Source organism: Pseudomonas sp. ANT_J28 (assembly GCF_008370005.1).
Lineage (GTDB): Bacteria > Pseudomonadota > Gammaproteobacteria > Pseudomonadales > Pseudomonadaceae > Aquipseudomonas > Aquipseudomonas frigoris.
Genome location: NZ_VOBM01000037.1, coordinates 12,785 through 29,930 on the forward strand (window position 1 = coordinate 12,785; position 17,146 = coordinate 29,930).

General features: G+C 59.5%; 18 protein-coding genes and 1 other RNA gene. 8 read left to right on the forward strand and 11 right to left on the reverse strand.

Annotated features, from left to right (window positions below; genetic code table 11):
* Positions 1–124: 124 nt before the first annotated feature.
* The 6 genes from FQ187_RS22660 to FQ187_RS22685 form a co-directional block, all read right to left on the reverse strand.
* On the reverse strand, positions 125–1,741 hold the full coding sequence (locus FQ187_RS22660; protein WP_149631182.1) for an iron ABC transporter permease: 1,617 nt from the start codon (positions 1,739–1,741) through the stop codon (positions 125–127).
* A 140-nt stretch (positions 1,742–1,881) separates the two neighbouring features.
* Positions 1,882–2,886, reverse strand: a complete 1,005-nt coding sequence (locus tag FQ187_RS22665) for an extracellular solute-binding protein (RefSeq protein WP_149631183.1) — start codon at positions 2,884–2,886, stop codon at positions 1,882–1,884.
* 221 nt (positions 2,887–3,107) lie between these two features.
* The gene (locus tag FQ187_RS22670) at positions 3,108–4,325 is read right to left on the reverse strand and encodes a 2-octaprenyl-3-methyl-6-methoxy-1,4-benzoquinol hydroxylase (RefSeq protein ID WP_178122748.1); all 1,218 of its coding nucleotides are present in this window, start codon (positions 4,323–4,325) and stop codon (positions 3,108–3,110) included.
* A 66-nt stretch (positions 4,326–4,391) separates the two neighbouring features.
* A complete protein-coding gene (gene ubiH, locus FQ187_RS22675) occupies positions 4,392–5,579 on the reverse strand; it encodes a 2-octaprenyl-6-methoxyphenyl hydroxylase (RefSeq protein WP_149631185.1) in 1,188 nt (395 codons plus the stop codon).
* Positions 5,576–6,910 carry a Xaa-Pro aminopeptidase gene (gene pepP, locus FQ187_RS22680; RefSeq protein ID WP_149631186.1) on the reverse strand — a complete coding sequence of 445 codons (1,335 nt, stop codon included), beginning with the start codon at positions 6,908–6,910 and terminating at the stop codon, positions 5,576–5,578. Before pepP ends, ubiH begins: the two co-directional genes overlap by 4 nt.
* A gap of 27 nt (positions 6,911–6,937) precedes the next feature.
* Positions 6,938–7,498, reverse strand: coding sequence for a YecA family protein (locus FQ187_RS22685; protein WP_008150369.1), 561 nt, complete (start codon positions 7,496–7,498; stop codon positions 6,938–6,940).
* Positions 7,499–7,626: 128 nt separating this feature from the next.
* Here FQ187_RS22685 and FQ187_RS22690 point away from each other — a divergent pair, with 128 nt between their 5' ends.
* The 4 genes from FQ187_RS22690 (at position 7,627) to FQ187_RS22705 (ending at position 9,051) form a co-directional block, all read left to right on the forward strand.
* Positions 7,627–7,836, forward strand: coding sequence for a TIGR02449 family protein (locus FQ187_RS22690; RefSeq protein ID WP_007982902.1), 210 nt, complete (start codon positions 7,627–7,629; stop codon positions 7,834–7,836).
* Positions 7,833–8,150 (forward strand): cell division protein ZapA, encoded by a 318-nt coding sequence (locus FQ187_RS22695; RefSeq protein ID WP_008024266.1) that lies wholly within the window; start codon positions 7,833–7,835, stop codon positions 8,148–8,150. Before FQ187_RS22690 ends, FQ187_RS22695 begins: the two co-directional genes overlap by 4 nt.
* A gap of 30 nt (positions 8,151–8,180) precedes the next feature.
* Positions 8,181–8,359: non-coding RNA, 6S RNA (gene ssrS, locus FQ187_RS22700), on the forward strand.
* A gap of 86 nt (positions 8,360–8,445) precedes the next feature.
* Complete coding sequence (locus FQ187_RS22705; protein WP_046045124.1) at positions 8,446–9,051, forward strand: 5-formyltetrahydrofolate cyclo-ligase; 606 nt, start codon at positions 8,446–8,448, stop codon at positions 9,049–9,051.
* A 34-nt stretch (positions 9,052–9,085) separates the two neighbouring features.
* Here the strand turns inward: FQ187_RS22705 and FQ187_RS30015 are convergent, their stop codons facing one another.
* A complete protein-coding gene (locus FQ187_RS30015; protein WP_178122746.1) occupies positions 9,086–9,238 on the reverse strand; it encodes a hypothetical protein in 153 nt (50 codons plus the stop codon).
* Positions 9,239–9,439: 201 nt separating this feature from the next.
* Between FQ187_RS30015 and FQ187_RS22710 the strand changes: the two genes are divergently transcribed.
* A complete protein-coding gene (locus FQ187_RS22710) occupies positions 9,440–9,892 on the forward strand; it encodes an EVE domain-containing protein (protein ID WP_149631187.1) in 453 nt (150 codons plus the stop codon).
* Between the two features lie 143 nt (positions 9,893–10,035).
* Here FQ187_RS22710 and FQ187_RS22715 read toward each other — a convergent pair whose 3' ends face one another.
* Entirely contained in the window at positions 10,036–10,443 is a 408-nt protein-coding gene (locus FQ187_RS22715) for a flagellar basal body-associated protein FliL (RefSeq protein WP_074871839.1), read from the reverse strand.
* Between the two features lie 150 nt (positions 10,444–10,593).
* Between FQ187_RS22715 and FQ187_RS22720 the strand changes: the two genes are divergently transcribed.
* Positions 10,594–11,571 carry an NADPH:quinone oxidoreductase family protein gene (locus FQ187_RS22720; protein ID WP_008150352.1) on the forward strand — a complete coding sequence of 326 codons (978 nt, stop codon included), beginning with the start codon at positions 10,594–10,596 and terminating at the stop codon, positions 11,569–11,571.
* A 291-nt stretch (positions 11,572–11,862) separates the two neighbouring features.
* Complete coding sequence (gene glpT, locus FQ187_RS22725; RefSeq protein ID WP_074871843.1) at positions 11,863–13,212, forward strand: glycerol-3-phosphate transporter; 1,350 nt, start codon at positions 11,863–11,865, stop codon at positions 13,210–13,212.
* Here the strand turns inward: glpT and FQ187_RS22730 are convergent.
* Positions 13,188–13,856, reverse strand: a complete 669-nt coding sequence (locus FQ187_RS22730; RefSeq protein WP_129440131.1) for a gamma-glutamylcyclotransferase — start codon at positions 13,854–13,856, stop codon at positions 13,188–13,190. The genes glpT and FQ187_RS22730 overlap by 25 nt on opposite strands.
* A 351-nt stretch (positions 13,857–14,207) precedes the next feature.
* Between FQ187_RS22730 and FQ187_RS22735 the strand changes: the two genes are divergently transcribed.
* A complete protein-coding gene (locus tag FQ187_RS22735; RefSeq protein WP_178122747.1) occupies positions 14,208–14,684 on the forward strand; it encodes a sn-glycerol-3-phosphate transporter in 477 nt (158 codons plus the stop codon).
* Positions 14,685–14,698: 14 nt separating this feature from the next.
* On the opposite strand, the gene FQ187_RS22740 is transcribed toward FQ187_RS22735, so the two are convergent.
* Positions 14,699–15,667 (reverse strand): CDP-6-deoxy-delta-3,4-glucoseen reductase, encoded by a 969-nt coding sequence (locus FQ187_RS22740; RefSeq protein WP_149631188.1) that lies wholly within the window; start codon positions 15,665–15,667, stop codon positions 14,699–14,701.
* Positions 15,667–17,133 carry a 4-hydroxy-3-polyprenylbenzoate decarboxylase gene (gene ubiD / locus FQ187_RS22745; RefSeq protein WP_056738783.1) on the reverse strand — a complete coding sequence of 489 codons (1,467 nt, stop codon included), beginning with the start codon at positions 17,131–17,133 and terminating at the stop codon, positions 15,667–15,669. Before ubiD ends, FQ187_RS22740 begins: the two co-directional genes overlap by 1 nt.
* Positions 17,134–17,146 lie beyond the last annotated feature (13 nt).

A 17,146-nucleotide genomic window follows, 5' to 3' on the forward strand; every position in this document is an offset into this window, starting at 1 on the left:
GGCCGGTGCTGCACGGGGTGAAAGCCTTGAAACAGAAGGCTTTCAGCCGATTTCAGCTACCAGGTCTGTAGGACGGACCGCACCGAATGCCGCGCATTGTAGCCTCAAGGTGTAGGACTGACACCTAGGCGTTTCGATGCGCTGAACGTCGAATCAATCCGATGACCGGTAACAGCCCGACCAAAACCAGAGTCAGGGCCGGCAACGAGGCCCTCGCCCACTCGCCTTCGCTGGTCATTTCGAAGATGCGCACCGCCAACGTATCCCAGCCAAACGGGCGCATCAGAAGGGTCGCGGGCATTTCCTTGAGGACATCGACGAACACCAGCAACGCGGCGCTCAACGTTCCTGGCAGCAATAACGGCAGATACACTTTGAAAAACAGTCGTGGCCCACTGACGCCAAGGCTACGTGCCGCTTCGGGCAAAGATGGCCGTATTCGCGCCAGACTGCTTTCCAGCGGCCCATAAGCCACCGCGATGAAACGCACCAGATAGGCCAGCAACAACGCCGAAAGGCTGCCTAGCAGCAATGGCTTGCCGGCGCCCCCCAGCCAACCCGACAACGGAATCACCAGTTCGCGGTCCAGGTAACTGAACGCCAGCATGATCGACACCGCCAGCACCGAACCCGGCAAGGCGTAGCCGAGGTTCGCCAGGCTGATGCCGGTGCGGATCGCTCGGGTCGGCGCCAGACGCCGGGCAAACGCCAGCACTAAAGCAACACTGACGGTGATCAGCGCCGCCATGCCGCCCAGGTACAACGTATGGACGATCAGCCCCGCGTAACGCTCATCCAGATCGAAGCGCCCGCGCTGCCAGAACCACACCACCAGTTGAAGCACTGGAATGACGAAAGCGCAGGCGAACACCAGACCGCACCAACTCATGGCCGCCAGCGCCTTGAAACCGTGCAGGTGATACAGCGCCTTGACCCGAGGCCGTTCGTTGCTCGCCCGGTTGGCCCCGCGAGCACGACGCTCGCCGTACAGCACGACCATCACCACCAGCAGCAACAGGCTGGCCAGTTGCGCGGCGGTGGAGAGGCTGAAAAATCCGTACCAGGTCTTGTAGATGGCGGTCGTGAACGTGTCGAAGTTGAACACCGACACCGCGCCGAAATCCGCCAGGGTTTCCATCAGCGCCAGCGCCACGCCAGCGCCGATGGCCGGGCGCGCCATGGGCAGCGCGACTCGCCAGAACGCTTGCCACGGGGATTGCCCCAGGACTCGCGCCGCTTCCATCAGGCCTTTGCCCTGCGCCAGGAACGCGGTTCGCGCCAACAGGTAAACGTAGGGATAGAAGACCAGCACCAGGACCAGAATCACGCCGCCAGTGGAGCGCACGCGCGGCAACCTCAAGCCTGAGCCGAACCATTCGCGCAACAGGGTTTGCACGGGGCCGGCAAAATCCAGCAGGCCGACGAAGACGAATGCCAGCACGTAAGCCGGAATGGCGAATGGCAGCATCAGCGCCCAGTCCAGCCAACGCCGACCGGGGAATTCGCAGAGACTGGTTAGCCAGGCCAGGCTCACACCCAAGAGCGTCACGCCGATACCGACGCCGAGCACCAGGGTCAGGGTATTGCCCAGCAGGCGCGGCATCTGGGTATCCCAGAGATGGGACCAGATCTGTTGGTCGATGGTTTGCCATGACAACAACAAAACGCTGAGGGGCAGCAGGACCAGCGCAGCGATGGCGAAGACCAGGGGATACCAGCGGCGTTGGGCGGGGTGGGCCAAGGAAAAGCTCTCTGAGGAAAATCAGCGAAATGTGCGTCATACGCAAAAAGATCGCAGCCTGCGGCAGCTCCTACCGGGTGTACATCATCCCAATGTGAGCTGCCGCAGGCTGCGATCTTTTGATCTTTAAAGGTGCAGACTCAGTTCCAGCCAGCCCGATCCATCATCCGAATCGCTTCAGCCTGACGTTTGCCGGCAATTTCCACAGGCAAGGTATCAGCCACAAACTTGCCCCAGCTCGCCACTTCTGCGGAAGGTTGAACCGCAGGGTTGGCCGGGAATTCCTGGTTCACGTCAGCAAAGATCTTCTGCGCTTCAGGTGTGGTCATCCATTCCACCAAGGCCTTGGCCGCTTCCGGGTGCGGGGCGTGTTTGGTCAGGCCGATACCCGACAGGTTCACGTGCACGCCACGGTCGCCCTGGTTCGGCCAGAACAACTTTACCGCTAGGTCAGGCTTCTGCTTGTGCAGACGACCGTAGTAGTACGTGTTGACGATTCCGACGTCGCATTGACCCGCGTTGATGGCCTCCAGCACCGCGATGTCATCCGAGAACACGTCGGTGGACAGGTTATTCACCCAGCCCTTGAGAATCTTCTCGGTTTTGTCGGCGCCATGGACTTCGATCATGGTGGCGGTCAGGGACTGGTTGTAGACCTTCTTCGCCGTGCGCAGGCACAGGCGGCCTTCCCAGTTCTTGTCGGCCAGACCTTCGTAGGTGGTCAACTCACCGGATTTCACCCGATCGGTGGAGTAAGCGATGGTCCGCGCCCGCAGGCTCAGGCCAGTCCAGGCATGGGCGGATGAGCGGTATTGCAGCGGGATGTTGGCGTCGATCACCTTGGAGGTGAACGGTTGCAGTATGCCCATTTGCTCGGCCTGCCAGAGGTTGCCGGCATCGACGGTCAGCAGCAGATCCGCGGTGGCGTTCTCGCCCTCGGCCTTGATCCGCTGCATCAGCGGCGCTTCCTTGTCGGTGATGAACTTCACCTGCACGCCGGTTTTCGCGGTGTAGGCATCGAAGACCGGTTTGATCAGTTCGTCGATTCGCGAGGAGTAAACCACCACCTCGTCAGCGGCCTGGGTAGCAGTGCTACCAATCAGGGTCAGGGCCAGCGCGGTCAGTAGACGCTTCGGTACCAACATGGGAGCGATCTCTCGATTGAAAAATTGAAGCCAAATGATATGGACTCACATTTAGGTTCTCAATCGAACAGTTTGCGGAGGAGTTACCAGATGTTGCACAAGTTGGAATGTGTGGTGGATGTACCGACGTCTTCGCGAGCAAGCCCGCTCCCACAGTTGAAATGCATCCCCATGTGGGAGCGGGCTTGCTCGCGAAGAGGCCATCTGCCGCAATGAAAATCTCAGGCCTTGGCGAGTGCCGGTAGATCCCCGATCAATCCCAGCGCTTCACGCACGAACAGCGCCTTGGCTTCGGGCATCTGGTCGACCATCTTAAACCCGGCATTGCGCAACCAGCGCACCGGCAACGGATCAGCCTGGAACAGACGCTCGAAGCCTTCCATCGCCGCCATCAACGCCAGGTTGTGGGGCATGCGCCGACGTTCGTAACGGCTGAGCACTTTCACATCCGCCAGACGCTCGCCACGCGCGGCCGCTTGCAACAGCACTTCGGCCAGCACGGCGGCATCGAGAAAACCAAGGTTCACGCCCTGCCCGGCCAATGGGTGAATGGTGTGCGCCGCATCACCGATCAACGCCAAACCTTCAGCCACATAACGCTTGGCATGACGCTGCCGCAGCGGTACGCACAGACGCGGATCGGCGCTGAGCACCTTACCGAGTCGGCCTTCGAAGGCCCGCTCCAGCTCTTTGCAGAAACCGTCGTCATCCAGCGCCATCAGGCGTTCGGCTTCGCTCGGGGTGGTCGACCAGACGATCGAACACCAATCCTGCTGACCGTCACGCTCCAGCGGCAAAAACGCCAGCGGACCGTTGTCGGTGAAGCGCTGCCAGGCAGTCATTTGATGAGGCTTGGCGCTGCGCACGCTGGTGACAATCGCGTGGTGCATGTAGTCCCACTCGCGAGTCGCCACACCGGTCAGCCGCCGAACGGCGGAATTAGCGCCATCCGCTGCGATCACCAAAGGTGCGCGCAAGGTGCGGCCATCGGCCAGGGTCAGCAGCCAGTCGTCGCCGGAGCGACGCATTTGCTCCAGGCGCGCGTTGGCCAGCATTCCGAGGTCGCAGTCGTGCAAACGGTCGAGCAAGGCGTCCTGAACCACGCGGTTCTCGACGATATGGCCCAGCACGTCGGCATGCACACTGGCCGCCGAAAAATGGATTTGCCCGGTGCCGCTGCCGTCCCAAACGTGCATGTCGGTGTAAGGGCTGCTGCGCCGATTGGCGATGCCGTCCCAGACGCCCAGACGTTCAAGAATTCGTTGGCTGGCCGTGGACAAGGCACTGACTCGCGGTTCGAACGGCGCCTGCCCATCGAAGGGTTTGACGCTCATGGGGCTGCCGTCCAGCAGCAGGACTTCCAGCCCGCTGTCCTGCAACGCCAGCGCCAGGGCGCTGCCGACCATTCCGGCCCCGACAATCAGCAGATCTGCGCGCATTTCCATGCTTTAAGCCTGTCTCGCTTGCGGCTTAAGCCGCATATAAAGGGATTTTCCGACCGCCACTTAAGCATCGGGACGCGTACCCAAACCCATGGCCTGTCGCGCGAACCAGCGTTTGGCCGGCGGCAGCAGATCCAGCCCGAGCAGACCGATGTTGCGGCCCAGGGAAACCAGCGGTTGAGTGCTGCCGAACAAACGGGTGACCTGATCGGAGAAACCCACGGTCAGGTTCTGATCCAGACGCTGACGTTCGCGGTAGGCCTGCAAGGTCGCAAAGTCGCCGGGCGATGATTCGCTGGCCAGCAACGCATCGGCCAGCGCTTGAGCATCACGCAGGGACAGGTTGAAACCCTGGCCGGCAATCGGATGCAGACTGTGAGCAGCGTTGCCGAGAATCGCCAGATGCGGACGCACCTGCTCTTCAGCTTCGATCAGCGTCAGCGGGTACAAATGCCGCGCGCCAACCTGCTTCAAGGTGCCGAGGCGATAACCGAACACGCCTTGCAACTCGCTGAGGAAGCTCTTTTCATCGAGGGCCGCCAGCCGTTGCGCGTCCATTCCCAATCGAGTCCAGACCAGTGCGCAACGGTTTTCCGGCAACGGCAACAAAGCCATCGGCCCGTCATCGGTGAAACGCTCGAAGGCCATGCCGTTGTGCGCTTCACTTGGCGTGATGTTGGCAATCAACGCGCTCTGGTTATACGGGCGTTTTTTGATGCCGATCCCCAGTTGCTCGCGCAGGCCGGAACGGCCGCCATCAGCCAGCACCGCAAGATCGCATTCCAGAGTGGTTTCGTCGTTGAGGGTCAGGCGATAGCCATCGATCAGCGGCTCCATGCGCGTGACTTCAGCCGGGCAACGCCAACTGATCACGTCCTTGTCCAGCCCCTGCCAGAGGCATTGGCCGAGCCAAGCGTTTTCCACGACATAACCCAGCGCCGGAACGCCCTCTTCCATCGCCGACAATCGCGCGGTGGAGAAGCGTCCACGGTCGGAGACATGAATCTGTTTGATCGGCTCGGCGCGGCGAGAGATTTCCTGCCACGCGCCCAACCGTTGATAAATCTGCTTGGCGCCGTAGGATAACGCCGAAGAGCGGGCGTCGTAGCTCGGTTGATAGGTGTCGCCGGGGGCAAACGGTTCGATGAGCACGATCTTCCAGCCACGAGCCTTGGCCCCGGCCTGCAACGCCAACGCCAGGCTGGCGCCGACCAGACCACCCCCGATGATTGCCAGATTGACGCGACTCATGCCGCTTGTGTCCGCGCGGTGGCCATCAAGGCCTCGATCTCGGCGACCGTTTTCGGTACGCCTTTGGTCAGGATTTCACAGCCGGTTTTGGTGACCACTACGTCGTCCTCGATTCGTACGCCAATGCCGCGCCATTTTTTCGCTACGTTCTGGTTGCCCGGGGCAATGTAGATGCCCGGCTCCACGGTCAGCGCCATGCCGACTTCCAGCACGCGCCATTCGCCGCCGACCTTGTATTCGCCGACATCATGCACATCCATGCCCAGCCAATGGCCGGCGCGGTGCATGTAAAACGCTTTATAGGCTTCGCTGGCGATCAACTCGTCGACCTCGCCCTGCAACAAGCCCAACTTCACCAACCCGGCAGTAATCACCCGGACTGTGGCTTCGTGGGCTTGATTCCAGTGTTTGTCCGGGGCGATTTCCGCAAACGCCGCTTCTTGCGACGCCAGCACCAACTCGTAGATCGCCTTCTGTTCCGCTGAATACTTGCCGTTGACCGGCCAGGTGCGGGTGATGTCACTGGCGTAGCAGTCGATTTCGCACCCGGCATCGATCAATACCAGATCGCCGTCCTTGAGCACCGCGTCATTCTGTTGGTAATGCAGGATGCAGCTGTTGCGCCCAGCGGCGACGATCGAACCGTAAGCCGGCATTTTCGCCCCGCCCTTGCGGAACTCGTAGTCGAGTTCGGCTTCGAGGCTGAACTCATGCAGCCCCACACGACTGGCCTGCATCGCGCGGATATGCGCCTGTGCGGAAATCCGTGCGGCTTCGCGCATCACTTTCACTTCTGCCGCCGATTTATACAGGCGCATGTCGTGAAGCAGATGATCCAGGGCAACGAATTCGTTCGGCGGCTGGGCGCCGAGGTGCGCTTTAGAGCGGATCACGTTGATCCAGTCCATCAGGTGCCGGTCGAATTCCGGGTTGCTGCCCATGGCCGAATACACCCGGTCGCGACCTTCGATCAGGCCCGGCAGGATGTCGTCGATGTCGGTGATGGGGAAGGCGTCGTCGGCGCCAAAGTCGCGAATCGCGCCTTCCTGCCCGGCGCGCAAGCCATCCCACAACTCCCGTTCGGCATTGCGTTCACGGCAGAACAGTATGTATTCGCCATGTAAACGCCCAGGCATCAAAACGATGACCGCCGAAGGCTCGGGAAAACCGCTGAGGTACTGGAAGTCGCTGTCTTGACGGTAGACGTGCTCGACGTCGCGGTTGCGGATCGCAACGGCGGCGGCGGGCAGGATGGCGATGCTGTTGGGTTCCATCTGCGCCATCAGGGCCTTGCGGCGACGGCTGTATTCCGATTTCGGGATATGAATCATGGGCAGATGGCTTTCCCTGGCACGCGATTAATGCAACGACGGTTTGGCGGCAGCGGGCGCGTCCGGCTTTTTGTTTTCAGTGAACAGCAGCAGCGGCGCGACGCGCAGGTACTCCATCACTTCCATGTAATCGCTTTCGCCGTCGTCGGACTCTTCCAGAGCGTCTTGCACCTGTGAAATAGCCGCCAGATCCTGAAGTACTTCGGTGGCCTCGGTGCTCAGCATGCTGCTGTCACGGCAGTTCAGGCCGAAACCGCTGAGGAAACCCTGGCACCATTGGCCCAGTGCGGCGGCGCGGTCGGCCAGTGGTTCGTCATCGGTCGGCAGCAAAAGAACGACGGTCACGTCGTCGCCGGTGAGCTCGCCCTTGACCATCTCCTGCAAGCCGATCAAGGCGTTGCGGACATTATCCTGCGGCTCACTTTCGAGCAGCTCGGCGGCATCAATCAGCCAGCCTTCGGCATCGAAACCGGCACCGGCGCAACTGCGGCCGAGCAACAGGCCATGCAGTTCGGCAGGCGAGACGTTATGACCGCTGGAAGTCAGCAGTTTGGCGAAGGCTTGGTACGGGGAATTCTGAATGGGCATGGGCAGCTAGGCGCCAGACGGCGCTATGTCTAGAATGAAGGCCTTGTATCCTACATCGACAGACTCGCCAAGACTATTAAAGGCTGTCCGCCAGCTATCACCCATCTGACACAATTTCAGTGGACCCAATGGAAGACACCGACCTGCAAGCGCTAATGGCCAGACTCGAACTGCTAATTACCCGCGTCGAGCAACTAAAGAGTCAAAACGGACTCCTATTAGCTCAGGAAAAGACCTGGCGCGAGGAACGCGCTCACCTCATTGAAAAGAACGAAATCGCCCGGCGTAAGGTCGAATCAATGATTTCGCGCCTCAAGGCCCTGGAGCAAGACTCATGAGTTCAAGCAATAGCGTTACCGTGCAGATCCTCGATAAAGAATATTCGATCATCTGCCCCCAGGAAGAGCGCAGCAATCTGGTGAGCGCCGCCCGTTACCTGGACGGCAAAATGCGCGAAATCCGCAGCAGCGGCAAAGTCATCGGCGCCGATCGCATCGCCGTGATGGCCGCCCTGAACATCACGCACGACCTTCTGCACAAGGAAGAACGCCCGGATGTGCAGGTCAGCGGCTCGACCCGCGAGCAGGTTCGCGACCTGCTGGATCGCGTCGATCTGGTGCTCGCCACCGATCCGGACGTCACCAAGGGCTGAAACGCGAAACCGCTTGGGGTATACTCGCATCACTCCCTGGGGTGCTTGCCAGTTGGCGATGTCCCTGAGCCGATTTGCTATACCCTGGAGGTTGCACGTTGGGCTGGTGTGCATGTCCGCTAGACGGAAAGCCTTAAAGCCTACTGCATCTTCCACCTTGAACTTTCGGGTTCAAGGGCTAAGTCGACAGCGGTACATCCGGGGAGCCTGATTCCAGTCCGATGCCGGTTTAAATACCGGCATCGGCTTTTTTACGGGTACGCTTTAAGTACCCGCACTGCCGAAGCCCGAATCCATGACCGAACCTGCGCTGCTGCCCCGCCCGCAACTTCGACGCATGCTGCGCAAGGCCCGCCGCGCATTGACACCCAGTCAGCAACGCCAGGCCGCTCGCGGGCTGTACAAGCAATTGGCCCAGCAGCCGCTGTTTCGCCGCGCAAAACATATCTCTCTGTACCTGCCCACTGACGGTGAAATCGATCCGCGTGTTTTGCTGCGTGCCGCTCAACGTCGGGGCAAGGCGACTTATCTGCCGGTGCTCAGCGCCTGGCCACGAACCAAAATGGTGTTCCAGCGAATTCGCCCCGGCGAAAAACTGAAACCCAACCGCTTTCGTATTCTCGAACCCCGGCACAACCTCGCCCGGCAACGCAAAGTCTGGGCGCTCGATCTGGTGCTGTTGCCATTGGTGGGATTTGACGATGTCGGCGGACGCCTGGGCATGGGCGGTGGTTTCTATGATCGAAGCCTGGCGTACCTGGCACGACGTAAAAACTGGCGCAAGCCGACGCTATTGGGGCTGGCCCATGAATGTCAGAAGGTCGAACGATTGGCTCAAGCGAGCTGGGATGTGCCGTTACAGGGGACGGTGACAGACAAGGCGTGGTATTTCGCCGGCTAGACGCCACTGGAATCAGCGGCGTCCGAATACAGTTTCAGCGTTTGAAGGCCGACGGCTTTTGTTGCTGCGCGATTTCGATCGGAGCGTCAGTCGTGTTGCTCCACAGGCTTTGGGCATAGCCAGTGGTCACGACGCCGAGGCCGAACAAAATAACCAAAATCCATAGTAAATCCGGTTTGCGTTTCATCGATTGCCCCCCAAAGGCACATCATCACGATGACAGCAGCGGTTTCCGTTGTAGGTGTAGGCCGTGCAGCAGCGTCAAGCTTAGAAGGCCGGCATTTTGCGACAACGTGAACCGACACGCAAACGCTGGCGTCAACCGACCGTCGGTTTGTCATAAAATTCCCCGACAACTTGCCCACCCACTTCGCAAGGAGCAAAAACCATGGCTTATTGGCTAATGAAATCCGAGCCCGACGAGTTCTCGATCAAGGGCCTGGAGACGCTTGGGAAAGCGCGCTGGGACGGGGTTCGCAACTACCAGGCACGTAATTTTCTGCGGGCCATGGCCGTGGGCGACGAATTTTTCTTCTATCACTCCAGCTGCCCCGAACCGGGGATCGCCGGGATCGGAAAGATCGTCGAAGCCGCGTATCCCGACCCGACGGCGCTGGAGCCAGAGAGTCATTACTACGATCCGAAGGCCACGGCAGAGAAAAACGCCTGGAGCGCGATTGATGTCGCGCATGTCGAGACGTTTCCCAACGTGCTTAAGCTTGATTACCTGAAACAGCAGGCGGCGCTGGCCGAGATGCCGCTGGTGCAGAAAGGCTCGCGACTGTCGGTGATGCCGGTGACCGCTGAGCAATGGGCGGCGGTGATTGCATTACGGGCTTAAGCCATGCAGTGACTGCATGAAAGCTTTCGCGAGCAAGCCCGCTCCCACATTGGTTCTGCGTCGGATGCAAAACTTGCAGCCACCGGAGTTCAATTGTGGGAGCGGGCTTGCTCGCGAAGAGGCCCGCCCGGACAGCGAGGGACTTATTGAATGATCAGGTTGTTGAACAACAGATCCTCAACCACCGGGTTGCCGGTTTCGTCGCTCATGATTTGCTGGGTCTGCTTAAGGGCTTCCTGCCGCAGCTTTTCCTTGGCCTCGACGTTGTTCATCGCTTCAGTGGTCTGCTGGGCAAACAACGCCACCAGTTGATTACGAATCAACGGCTCATTGGCTTTCACCAGTTTGGTCGCCTCATCACCGGTCACTCGCAATGCCACATCGGCCTTGTAGACCTTGAGCTTCGGCGTCCCGTCCAGCCCGTAGTTGCCCACGAACGGCGGGCTCAGGGTGATGTAATTGACCTTCGGAGCTGCACCTTCTTTGGCTTCTTCGGCCATCGCTGCCACAGGCAGAGACAGGGCCAGCAACAACATGATCCACGCTTTCACAATTCGCTCCTTATCCGGTTTGCGGCCTAGCATAACGACCCGCCGCTCAAGCACAAGCTTATGGCTGACTATCAGGGCCGGGCATGCTCGTTGACCCATCGACTCACACACCTACACTTATCGGCCATCACTCCCAAAGGAATAGCCCTGATGAAAGCCGTGCTGTGCAAAGCCTTCGGCCCTGCCGAATCGCTGGTGCTGGAAGACGTCGCCAGTCCTGTCGCGAAGAAGAATGAAATCCTGCTGGACGTGCACGCCGCCGGGGTGAATTTCCCGGACACGCTGATCATCGAGGGCAAATATCAGTTCAAACCGCCCTTCCCGTTTTCCCCGGGCGGCGAAGCGGCTGGCGTGGTCAGCGAAGTAGGCGAAAAGGTCAGCCACCTCAAGGTCGGCGATCGGGTCATGGCGCTGACCGGCTGGGGCAGTTTCGCCGAACAGGTCGCGGTGCCGGGCTACAACGTGCTGCCCATCCCGCCATCGATGGACTTCAACACCGCCGCCGCGTTCAGCATGACTTACGGCACTTCGATGCACGCGCTCAAGCAACGGGGCAACCTGCAACCGGGCGAAACCTTGCTCGTGCTCGGTGCTTCCGGCGGTGTCGGTCTGGCCGCCGTGGAAATCGGCAAAGCCATGGGCGCCCGCGTGATCGCCGCCGCCAGCAGCGCCGAAAAACTCGCGGTGGCCAAAGCTGCCGGCGCCGATGAGCTTATCAACTACAGCGAAACCAGTCTCAAGGACGAAATCAAGCGCCTGACCGATGGCCAGGGCGCCGACGTGATCTACGACCCGGTGGGCGGCGACCTGTTCGACCAGGCCATCCGCGCCATCGCGTGGAACGGCCGTCTGCTGGTGGTGGGCTTTGCCAGCGGTCGCATCCCTGAGTTGCCGGTCAATCTTGCGCTACTCAAAGGTGCAGCGGTGGTGGGTGTGTTCTGGGGCTCATTCGCCCAGCGCCAGCCTCAAGACAACGCGGCGAACTTCCAGCAATTGTTTGGCTGGTTTGCCGAGGGCAAGTTGAAGCCGTTGGTGTCGCAGGTGTATCCACTGAGCAATGCGGCGCAGGCGATCAATGATCTTGGCCAGCGCAAAGCGGTCGGGAAAGTGGTGGTTCAGGTTCGCTGAGCCCAATGAAGCGGTCTGGACTTCAAAATGAAGTTGTCAGGCCGCTTACTTCCCATTCAAGTGAAGGACATTTCCCAAAGCCTCGCCCTACGCTGGACCGAAAGGCGGCATGAAGACCTGCAAGTAACGTTTCCCACAACGCCCTACATTTATACCTGAGCGACATGTTCATAAAAGAACATGCAATCTCCAGCATTTCCACTATTTGAGCGATGTGAACCAGTGCTATTTTCGGTAACGAAACTGTAACATTCGCATCCGCAGTCAAAACAAGAAATCTGGAGCTTTTGAATGTTTGCTTTCTTTCGTCCTGCCGCACATCAGGCTCCATTGCCTGAAGAAAAAATAGACAACACCTACCGACGCCTTCGCTGGCAGATCTTCGCCGGTATTTTTATCGGCTACGCCGGCTATTACCTGCTGCGCAAAAACTTCTCCCTGGCCATGCCCTATCTGATCGAAGAGGGCTATACCCGCGGTGAGCTGGGCCTGGCGCTGTCGGCCATCGCCATTGCCTACGGCTTGTCCAAGTTCCTGATGGGCATCGTGTCCGACCGTTCCAATCCGCGTTTCTTCCTGCCCTTCGGCCTGTTGGTATCGGCCGGTGTGATGTTCATTTTCGGCTTCGCGCCCTGGGCGACGTCCAGCGTGACCATCATGTTCATCCTGCTCTTTATCAATGGCTGGGCTCAGGGCATGGGCTGGCCGCCGAGTGGGCGGACGATGGTGCACTGGTGGTCGCAGAAGGAACGCGGCGGCGTAGTGTCCTTGTGGAACGTGGCGCATAACGTCGGTGGCGGCCTGATCGGCCCGCTGTTCCTGCTCGGCATGGGCCTGTTCAATGACTGGCACGCAGCGTTTTATGTGCCGGCGGCGGTCGCTATGGCGGTGGCGGTGTTTGCCTTCGTCACCATGCGCGACACTCCGCAATCGGTGGGCCTGCCGCCCATCGAGAAGTACAAGAACGACTACCCGGAAGGCTACGACGCTAGCCACGAAGAAGAATTCAGCGCCAAGGAAATCTTCGTCAAATACGTGCTACGCAACAAAATGCTCTGGTACATCGCCCTGGCCAACGTCTTCGTCTACCTGTTGCGTTACGGCGTGCTGGACTGGGCACCGACCTACCTCAAGGAAGCCAAGGGATTCACCGTAGATAAAACCTCGTGGGCCTACTTCTTCTACGAATGGGCAGGTATTCCGGGCACGCTGCTATGTGGCTGGATGTCGGACAAGATCTTCCGTGGCAACCGTGGCCTGACCGGCATGGTGTTCATGGCATTGGTGACTGTTGCGACCCTGGTGTACTGGCTCAACCCGGCGGGCAACCCGACAGTCGACATGATCGCGCTCGTCTCGATCGGCTTCCTGATTTACGGCCCGGTGATGCTGATCGGCTTGCAAGCGCTGGAATTGGCACCGAAGAAAGCCGCCGGTACGGCAGCGGGCTTCACGGGTCTGTTCGGTTATCTGGGTGGTTCGGTCGCGGCCAGTGCAGCGATGGGCTACACCGTGGACCACTTCGGCTGGGATGGCGGTTTCGTGCTGCTGATCGGCGCATGCTTACTGGCGATGGCCTTCCTTGCGCCGACGCTGTGGCACAAACAAGTCGCCAGTCAGAGCCGCGAAGCAATCGCCTGATCGGCCTTTGATTTGCAGCGCTTGAGCCGCGCCTCCAGATTCCGGTCTGGCATGGCGTGGCTACGCAGGGCGTGGGCGGTCTGCTCGACATAATCGCGAGTCGTGCCGTAACGCCCACAAGCGTTTTCGAACACGTGGCTCAGCACGTGATCCGGCAAGTTGCCCGCATAGCTGGGCAGATGCCGCTCCAATACAAACCCCAACGCCTGAACCTGACTTCCGTCTTCAAGACGGCAGTTGAGCCAGTGTGGGCGATAGGACGGGAATGGCATTTCGCGCTGCCAAAGTGCGTAAAGAGACGCTTCAAGTTGTTCTTCAGGCAAGCGATAGGCGAAGCCGCTGCAAGAACCACCGCGATCCAGGCCGAACACCAGCCCAGGCACTTCGGGTGTGCCGCGATGTTCGTGGGACCATAAATACAAACCGCGATGGTAGCCATGCACACGACCACGCACTCGCTCCACCGCTGCGCATTCGGGACGCCAGATCAGCGAACCGTAAGCGAACAGCCACACCGGCCCGCCCTTGTGGCGTGCCATCGTGGACTGCATTGAGCTGAGCAATTGTTCGTGCGTGAGTTGCGGCCCCAGATCGAGCCGCGGAGGGTAAGCCAGATTCAAAAAAGCAGATTCAATGGCACTCATGGCGATGAAATTTCGGCCCTGCAATCATTACAAAATATAAGCAACATTCACGTTATAGAACATATAGCAGTAATACTAAAACGAAAAGTGCTAAGAGACGGTCGACCTTCCGGAGCAGCCATAAGCATTCAAATGCCAAAGCTGAAGGCTTGCCCATATACCCTAATATCATTTAGAAAAATTCTTAAATACCGGAATGAAATATACATAAGCATTAGCGCGTCTAGGATAAAGCCCACTTAGGAGAAACTTCCTACACATCCTTCAGTTTTCCCGCCTGTCCGTTGCAGTATGTATGGCGTATAACGGCCACCCACAGGCGCAAGCCAAACTGCCTTACAGGCCTGAACAATGAAAAAACCATGGATGTACGGACTACTTCTGGTGCTCATGGCGCAGCAGTCGCGGGCAGAAGATACTTCCGAGAAAGACAAGGGCTCTTGGTATTTGCAGGCCAGCGTCTATACCAAACACTACTCTGACGACCCCGACCACAATAACAATCAGGACCTCATCGGCCTTGAGCGTGAGCAAGCGTCCGGTTGGTTGTTTGGTGGCGCAACTTTTCGCAACTCGTTCAGCCAGCGTTCAAATTATGCGTATGCGGGCAAACGCTACGAGAGCTCCGACTATCCCGTGTACTTCAAACTGAGTGGTGGCTTGCTACAAGGTTACAGCGGCAAGTCTAAGGACAAGATCCCCCTGAATCACTTCGGCGTCGCGCCGGTGATCATTCCTTCAATAGGTGCACACTACGGACCGTTGGCAGCCGAGCTGGTGTTGCTCGGCTTCAATGCCGTCATGGTGACGACCGGGGTGCGCTTCTAGAACGGTTCGCCCACCTACGATCGCGGGGCGTAAGCAAATACATCGGCGCGCATTTGATGAGCGTCCATCCCGGCTTCGACCAAAGCATCCAGCGTGCCGTAGACCATGGCCGGAGAGCCGCTGGCGTAGACATGCAAGGATTTCAGATCCAGGAAGTCCTCACACACCGCCTCATGCAGCATCCCGCAGCGCCCCTGCCAGCCGCATTGATCGCTGACGACTTTATGCAGGAATAGATTGGGCAGTTTCAGCCATTCATCCCAATGTTCGATGGCATAAAAATCTTCAGGACGACGCACGCCCCAATACAGATGCACCGGATGTTTGAAGCCCGTGGCGCGGCAATGTTCGATCAGGCTATGGATCTGGCCCATGCCTGTGCCCGCAGCGATCAGCACCAGCGGACCGTCCGGCAGTTCCGCCAGATGGGTGTCGCCGAACGGCATTTCGATTCGTACCATCGGGTTGCGTTGCAACTGGTCGATCAGGCTCAGCGCACTGCTTTCGCGCGCCAGCACATGGATTTCCAGATCACGCCCGCCATGCGGTGCCGAGGCCAGGGAGAACGCGGATTTCTCGCCGCTCTCGCGCTCGATCATCAAGTACTGACCGGCGTGATAACGCGGTGGCTTGCCGGCCGGTGCTCGCAGACGCACACGCCAGGTATCGCCGCCGACGTCCCTGCATTCTATGACCTGACACGACAAGCTGCGCACCGGCAATTCTCCCTGCGCGAGCACGCCATCCCACAGCACGATGCAGTCTTCCAGCGGCTCTGCTATGCAAGTGTAGAACTCGCCATGGTCACGCACAGCGCCGTCCTGTTCGACCCGCCCTTCCACCAGCAGTGCGGCGCACACGTGGCAATTGCCGTTTCGACAGCTTTGCGGGCATTCATAGCCCAGACGCCGCGCGCCATCGAGAATCCGCTCGCCGGGCAGAATCTGTAGCACTGCTCCGGAGGGCTGCAAGGTTACACGCATCAATCTATTCCTAACTGATTCCAGATGGCATCGATCCGCTGGGTAACGGCTTCGTCCTTGACGATCACCCGGCCCCACTCGCGAGTGGTTTCGCCCGGCCATTTATGCGTGGCATCGAGCCCCATCTTCGAACCCAGGCCGGAAACCGGCGAGGCGAAGTCCAGGTAATCGATCGGCGTGTTGTCGATCATCACTGTGTCGCGCTTGGGGTCCATGCGCGTGGTGATGGCCCAGATCACGTCGTTCCAGTCGCGTGCGTTGATGTCGTCGTCAGTGACGATAACGAACTTGGTGTACATAAACTGTCGCAAAAACGACCAGACACCGAGCATTACCCGCTTGGCATGGCCGGGATACGACTTTTTCATGGTCACGATGGCCATGCGGTACGAGCAGCCTTCGGGCGGCAGGTAGAAGTCGGTGATCTCGGGGAACTGCTTCTGCAGGATTGGCACGAACACTTCGTTCAGCGCCACGCCGAGAATCGCCGGCTCATCCGGTGGACGGCCGGTGTAGGTGCTGTGATAAATCGGTTTGATGCGGTGGGTGATGCGCTCGACGGTGAACACCGGGAAGCTGTCGACTTCGTTGTAGTAACCAGTGTGGTCGCCGTACGGGCCTTCATCGGCCATTTCGCCCGGATGGATCACGCCTTCAAGGATGATCTCGGCGGTCGCCGGCACTTGCAGATCGTTGCCACGGCATTTCACCAGCTCGGTACGATTGCCGCGCAGCAGCCCCGCGAAAGCATATTCGGAAAGGCTGTCCGGCACAGGAGTCACCGCGCCGAGAATGGTCGCCGGGTCAGCCCCCAGCGCCACGGACACCGGGAACGGCTGGCCAGGATGCTTCTCGCACCACTCGCGGTAATCCAGTGCGCCGCCACGGTGACTGAGCCAGCGCATGATGACCTTGTTGCGACCAATCACTTGCTGACGGTAGATACCGAGGTTCTGGCGATCCTTGTTCGGACCTTTGGTAACGGTCAGGCCCCAGGTGATCAGCGGGCCGACGTCGCCCGGCCAGCAGGTCTGCACCGGCAGCATCGCGAGGTCGACGTCGTCGCCTTCGATGACCACTTCCTGGCAGACCGCGTCTTTGACCACCTTCGGTGCCATGGCGATGATCTTGCGGAAGATCGGCAGCTTGGACCAGGCATCTTTCAGGCCTTTCGGCGGCTCGGGTTCCTTGAGAAACGCCAGCAACTTGCCGATTTCGCGCAATTCGCTGACCGCTTCTGCGCCCATGCCCAGCGCCACGCGCTCAGGGGTGCCGAACAGGTTGCCGAGCACCGGGATGTCATAACCCGTGGGCTTTTCGAAAAGCAGGGCCGGGCCTTTTGCCCGCAGGGTGCGGTCGCAGACCTCGGTCATTTCGAGCACTGGGGACACCGGAACCTGGATGCGCTTGAGTTCGCCGCGCTTTTCCAGGCCGCTGATAAAGTCGCGCAAGTCGCGATACTGCATGCGTGAGCCTCGT